This window comes from Methylobacterium sp. B1 (assembly GCF_000333255.1).
GTDB classification, from domain to species: Bacteria; Pseudomonadota; Alphaproteobacteria; order Rhizobiales; family Beijerinckiaceae; genus Methylobacterium; species Methylobacterium fujisawaense.
This window is the reverse complement of the sequence record NZ_BACT01000666.1, coordinates 1-5,856: the sequence shown is the minus strand read 5'-3', so window position 1 is coordinate 5,856 and position 5,856 is coordinate 1. Positions and strand designations below refer to the sequence as shown.

General features: G+C 70.8%; 5 protein-coding genes. All 5 read right to left on the bottom strand.

The annotated features are described in order from the left end of the window. On the bottom strand, window positions 1–1,917 hold a 1,917-nt coding region (locus tag I53_RS19705; RefSeq protein ID WP_043353834.1), incomplete at its 3' end, for a xanthine dehydrogenase family protein molybdopterin-binding subunit. Window positions 1,918–1,941: 24 nt separating this feature from the next. After that, complete coding sequence (locus I53_RS19700) at window positions 1,942–2,916, bottom strand: xanthine dehydrogenase family protein subunit M (RefSeq protein WP_043353832.1); 975 nt, start codon at window positions 2,914–2,916, stop codon at window positions 1,942–1,944. A gap of 10 nt (window positions 2,917–2,926) precedes the next feature. Next, window positions 2,927–3,517, bottom strand: coding sequence for an aldehyde dehydrogenase iron-sulfur subunit PaoA (paoA, locus tag I53_RS19695; protein WP_043353830.1), 591 nt, complete (start codon window positions 3,515–3,517; stop codon window positions 2,927–2,929). 356 nt (window positions 3,518–3,873) lie between these two features. Beyond that, a complete protein-coding gene (locus I53_RS19690) occupies window positions 3,874–4,071 on the bottom strand; it encodes a hypothetical protein (RefSeq protein ID WP_043353828.1) in 198 nt (65 codons plus the stop codon). A 140-nt stretch (window positions 4,072–4,211) separates the two neighbouring features. Beyond that, on the bottom strand, window positions 4,212–5,856 hold a 1,645-nt coding region (locus I53_RS19685; RefSeq protein WP_043353826.1), incomplete at its 5' end, for an EAL domain-containing protein.

Here is a 5,856-nt window from a genome sequence, read left to right as displayed (position 1 = left end):
CAGAGCCGCCCCGACCCCGAAGGTCATGCCGCCGATCGCCTGACTGCGCGCCGTCTTGGCGTTGAGGATGCGCCCCCCGGTGAAGACCCCGAGCATCCGCCGCAACCGGATCTCACCGGTATCGACATCGACCCCGACCTCGGCGAAGTGCGCACCGTAGGAGTATTGCGAGAACTTCTGCTTCATCTCGCCGGGCTTGATCTCACCGGCGGCCTCCATGCCCGACCGGGCGAGATCGGTCAGCGACTCCGTCCGGTTGCCCGAGGTCACCGCGCCGTCGCGGAACACCGCCCCGTCCGGGTTAAGGTCGCCGGCCTTGAGCAGGGCCTGCCGGAGGTTGTCGCAGGCGACGTAGAGGGCAGAGCCCGCCGACGCAGCGCCGAACGAGCCGCCGGAACCCGAGGCGAAGGGAAAGTCGGTGTCGCCCATCTCGACGCGGACCCGCTCGGGCGGCAGGCCCAGCATCTCGCCGGCGATCTGGGTGAGGATCGTATAGGTGCCGGTCCCGGGATCGGTCATGGCCATGCGCACCACCAGCACGCCGTCCGGCCCGAGACGGACCTTGGCGGCGGAGGGCATCAGCGGGTTGAGGCGGGCGGCGGCCGACATGCCCATGCCCACGAGCCAGTTGCCGTCGCGGCGGCTGCCCGCCGCCTGCCGCTTGTCCCAGCCGAACAGGCGCGCCCCCTCGCGCATGCAGGGCACGAGCTGGCGGGTGGAGAACGGGACTTTCTTCTCGGGATCCTCGGCCGGCTCGTTGCGCACCCGCAGCTCGATCGGATCGACCTTCAGATGCTCGGCCAGCTCATCCATGGCGCACTCGAAGGCGAGCTGGCCCACGGCCTCGCCAGGGGCGCGCATCGACGAGGCGATGGGCATGTTGAGGTTCACGAGCCGATGGCGCGTGATCCGGTTCTGTGCCGCGTAGAGCGACCGGGTGACGTTGGCCGACGTCTCGAAGAACCCGTCGCCCTCGGCCGTGTCGGACCAGGATTCATGGCTGATCGCCGAGAGCCGCCCGTCCTGATCGGCACCGAGCCTGATCCGCTGGATCGTGTCGGTCCGGTGGGTCCCGACGTGGAACTCCTGCTGCCGCGTGAGCGCGACCTTCACGGGGCGCTGGATCAGCTTCGAGGCCAACACGGCGAGCGTCGCCTCCGGCTGAGCCTGGAGCTTCGAGCCGAAGCCGCCGCCGATATAGGGGCTCACGATCCGCACCTTTTCGGGCGGCAGCTTGAGCACCGAGCCGAGCGCCTTCTGACCGCGGTTCAGCATCTGGTTGGCGGTGTAGAGCACTACGCCGTCGCCCTCCCACGACGCGATCGTGGCGTGCGGCTCCATCTGCGCGTGGATCTGGTTGGGCGTGACGTATTCCACGTCGAGCTTCACCGGCGCGGCTGCGAAGGCGGCGTCGAAGTCGCCGAGCTTTGAATCCGGCGGCGAATTGACGGGCTTCGGCTCGTAGGCCGCCGCCAGGTTGTCCTTGAGCAGCCCCTTGGGCTTGGCCGCGTCGTAGCGGACCTTCACCAGCATCGCGGCGGCGCGGGCCTGCTCGAAGGTCTCCGCTACCACGAAGGCGACGGGCTGCCCATAGAACGTGACCTTCGTCCCCTGGAGTTGCGGCCAGACCTGCTCCTTCTTCTCGCCCTGCTCGGGGACGTTCTCGTGGGTCATGACCAGGATCGTGCCGGGCGCCCGGCGGGCGGTCTCGGCGTCGATCGACGTGATGGTGCCGGCCGCGATCGTCGCCGGCACGATGAAGCCGTAGGCGGGGTTCTTCAGCGCCCGGGTCTCGTACGCGTAGGGGGCGTGGCCCGTGACCTTGAGCTTCCCTTCGACGCGGTCGAGCGGCTTCCCGACGAGCCCGTCGGCGCGGTCGTCGAGGGGCGTCCGGCCGATCGGCTGGTTCATCTCCATGGGGACGGTCCTTGATCGGGGGGCTTAAGCGCGGGTCGCCTGCGCCACCACGGCGCGCAGGGTCCGCCGGGTCAGCGGAATCTTGAAGTCGTTGCTGCCGTAGCCGCGGGCACCCTTTAGCACCGCGTCGGCGGCCTCATCCGCTGAGCCGGTCCGGACCAGGGCTTCTTCGGCCTCGGCCACCCGCCAGGGCTTGTGCGCCAGGCCGCCGAAGGCAAGCCGCGCAGCGCTCGGCTTGCCGCCCTCGGCGCCCGCGATCACCGCCGCCACCGAGACGGTCGCGAAAGCGTAGGACGCCCGGTCGCGGACCTTGCGATAGATATGCATGCCGGCCACCGGCTTCGGCAGGGTCACGGCCGTGATGATCTCGCCCTTGCGCAGGTCGGTCTCGATCTGCGGGGTGTCGCCGGGGAGCTTGTGGAAGTCGGCGATCGGGATCCGTCGGGTCTGACCTGCCGGATCCATCGTCTCGACGGTGGCGTCGAGGGCCCGCATGGCGACCGCCATGTCGGACGGGTTGGTGGCGATGCAGGATTCGCTGGCGCCCACCACCGCCATGATCCGGTTGAACCCGCCGATCGCCGCGCAGCCCGAACCCGGCTCGCGCTTATTGCAGGGCATGGCCGTGTCGTAGAAATAGTAGCAGCGGGTCCGCTGAAGCAGGTTGCCGGCGGTGGTCGCCTTGTTGCGCAGCTGCCCCGAGGCGCCGGCCAGCAGAGCCTTCGCCAGGACGGCGTAGTCCTTCCGGACCCGCGGCTCCGCGGCGAGGTCGGAGTTGCGCACCAGCGCACCGATACGCAGGCCGCCCTCCTGCGTGGCCTCAACCTTGTCGAGGGGCAGCCGGTTCACGTCGATCAGCGTGGCCGGCGTCTCGATCTGCAGCTTCATGAGGTCGAGCAGGTTGGTGCCGCCCGCGATGAACTTGGCGTTCGGCCGCTCGGCCGCGAGCTTGGCCGCGTCCTGAACCGTGGCGGGACGCTCGTAGGTGAAAGCCTTCATGTCCGCCCCCTCAGAGGTTGCTGGCGGCGGTGTCGCGGATCGCCGCGACGATGTTCGGGTAGGCGCTGCAGCGGCAGATGTTGCCGCTCATCCGCTCGCGGATCTCGGCGTCACTGAGCGTCGGGGTCGAGGCGAGATCCTCGGTGACGTGGCTCGGCCAACCGGCCTTGGCCTCGTTCAGCATGCCGACGGAGGAGCAGATCTGGCCCGGCGTGCAGTAGCCGCACTGGAAGCCGTCATGTTCCAGGAAGGCGGCCTGCATCGGGTGAAGCTGGTCCAGCTGGCCGAGCCCCTCGATCGTGGTGATCTCGGCGCCCTGGTGCATGATCGCGAGCGTCAGGCAGGCATTGATGCGCCGCCCGTCGACGATCATCGTGCAGGCGCCGCACTGGCCATGGTCGCAGCCCTTCTTGGACCCGGTCAGGTGCAGGTGCTCGCGTGCCGCGTCGAGCAGGCTGGTGCGGGTGTCGAGGTCCAGCGTGCGCCGCTCGCCGTTCACCGTGAAGGTGACGGTGGCGAGGACCGGCGCGTCGGTCCGTGCGGTGGTCTGTGAAGTCCCGGCACCCCGGTCCTGGGGCGCGGCGGCGGTAGCTCCCACCATCAAGTTTCTCTCCGGTTCAGATCACAAGGGCAGGGACGGCGCGTCTCGGTCTCCGGGCCGGCGCCGCCGCCGACGCGCGTCGGCCCATCGAAGGCGGGACACCCGGGGAAACACCGACACCCTGGATTGGCTCCAAGGTAGCGCCCACGTCCCCGATGGTCAGGGGGCGACGGGATCATCGACCCGAAAATCGCGGGCCCCGCGGTCGGAGGCCGCGGGCCCGACCGATCACGAGACGCATGCGCGCCGACCGCGGTGCGGCGCTGCGGGTGGCGCCCGGCGGCGGCCGGGGACGTTGACGCCAAACGAAAGGGCCGACCCGAAGGCCGGCCCCATCGTGCGCCCTGCGAAAATTCCTACTCGGCCGCCGTCATCTCGGGGGTGTAGTGGCCGCACCAGTCCTGGGCACCGACAATCGGCCACAATCCCTTGGACTCGGGCGCGGGCTGGCTGACCGGCGGGTTGAAGCGGCACAGGCCGGCATCGTTCTGGGCGACGGCGCCGTTGCCCTTGTGCTCGTCGAAGAACCGGCAGGTCTCGCACTTGGCGTTCATGGTCAGGCTCCTGTGAGGCCGGCGGCCGGGGCCGCCCTGGCGGGGAACGGAGAGCGTGGACCTTAGAAGTGATCCAATCTGCTGGCCCAACGTCGGACGGATCCGGCGGGTTCCCCATCGGGTAAGGCCGGCGACGGCCCTCACCCGGCCGCGGCGAGGCCCGATCCGGCGGCGACCGCCACCGCGGGTGCGCCGACCGCCACCGCGGGTGCGCCGACCGCCGCGGCGTAGTCGGCGATCGGGCGCGGCTTGCCGAACAGGTAGCCCTGCATCTCGCCGCAGGCCTCCTCCGTGAGGAACTTCATCTGCGCGTGGGTCTCGACGCCCTCCGCGACCACGCCCATGCCGAGGCTGCGGCCGAGGCTGAGCACGGCGCGCACGATCACGGCAGCCTGCGGTCCGGTCCCGAGCTGCGCCACGAAGGAGCGGTCGATCTTCAGCTTGTCGAACGGGAAGGCCTGGAGGGTGGCGAGCGACGCGTAGCCGGTTCCGAAATCGTCCATGCTGATCCGGATGCCGTAGCCCTTCAGGCGCCGGAGGATGCCCACGGCCCGCGCCATGTCGTTGATGATGATGCTCTCGGTGACCTCCAGCTCCAGGCGGTCCGGCGACAGGCCGGTCTCTGCCAGGATGGCCAGGACGGACTCGGGCAGATCGGGCTTCTGGAACTGGCGCGGCGAGAGATTGACGGCGACCTTCAGGGGCTGCGCCCATTGCGCCGCCTCGCGGCAGGCCTCGCGCAGCACCCAGTCGCCGAGCACCACGATCAGGCCGGTTTCCTCGGCGAGCGGCACGAAGACGCTCGGCGCCACGCTGCCGCGGACCGGGTGCGTCCAGCGCAGCAGCGCCTCGAACCCGACGAGCGCCCCCGTGTAGCCGTCCACCTGCGGCTGATAGTGCAGGCTCAGGGTATCGTCGTCGAGAGCCTGCCGCAGGTCGCGTTCGAGCATCCGCCGCTCCTCGGCCTCCTCGTCCATGGCGGGGGTGAAGATCCGGTACGTGCCGCGGCCCTCGGCCTTCGCCCGGTAGAGGGCGAGGTCGGCGCGGCGGTAGAGGGGCTCCGCATCCATTCCGTGCTCGGGCGCCAGCGCGATGCCGATGCTCAGGCCGACGCCGACCCGGTGCCCGGCCACGCTGAACGGGCTGTCGAACAGGGCGATGAGGCGCTCGGCCAGGGCGGCGGCCTCCGCCGCGCCCCCGTCCGAGAGCACGGCGAACTCGTCGCCTCCGAGCCGGGCCACCGCCCCGTCCCCCGCGGCGCGCCGCAGGCCGGCCGCCACGCGGCGCAGGAGTTCGTCCCCCGCTTGGTGGCCGAGGCTGTCGTTCACGCTCTTGAAGCCGTCGAGGTCGAGGTAGAGGACCGCGCAGGCGCCCCCGCGCAGGGCGATGTCGGCGAGGCTGCGCGCGAGGGTCTCGTGGAAGAGCGCCCGGTTCGGAAGGCCGGTGAGCACGTCGTGGCGCGCCAGGCGGGCCACTTCGGCCTCGGCGGCCTTCCGCTCCGTGATGTCGGTGAAGGTCCGGACGAAGCCGCCATCCGCCAGCGGCACGGTGCGGATCTCCAGCACGAGGCCGTTCGGCCGCGCCCGCTCGTGGACCTGCGTCTGCCCGGCCTCGCCGCGCTCGATCCAGGCCCGGGAGGAGCGGTCCGTGAGTCGGCGCTCGCGGCGGCTTGCCTCATGGCGCAACACCGCCCGGTAGCTCGGCTGCGCTTGCATCATCGCCCGGGGCAGATCGAGGACCGCCAGCGCCCGCTCGTTGCAAACGCGCACGGCACCGCCCGCGTCG

Coding starts and splice junctions, on each gene's coding strand:
- I53_RS19700 (WP_043353832.1), bottom strand. CDS start 2,916: ATGAAGGCTTTCACCTACGAGCGTCCCGCCACGGTTCAGGACGCGGCC.
- I53_RS19690 (WP_043353828.1), bottom strand. CDS start 4,071: ATGAACGCCAAGTGCGAGACCTGCCGGTTCTTCGACGAGCACAAGGGC.
- paoA (WP_043353830.1), bottom strand. CDS start 3,517: ATGGTGGGAGCTACCGCCGCCGCGCCCCAGGACCGGGGTGCCGGGACT.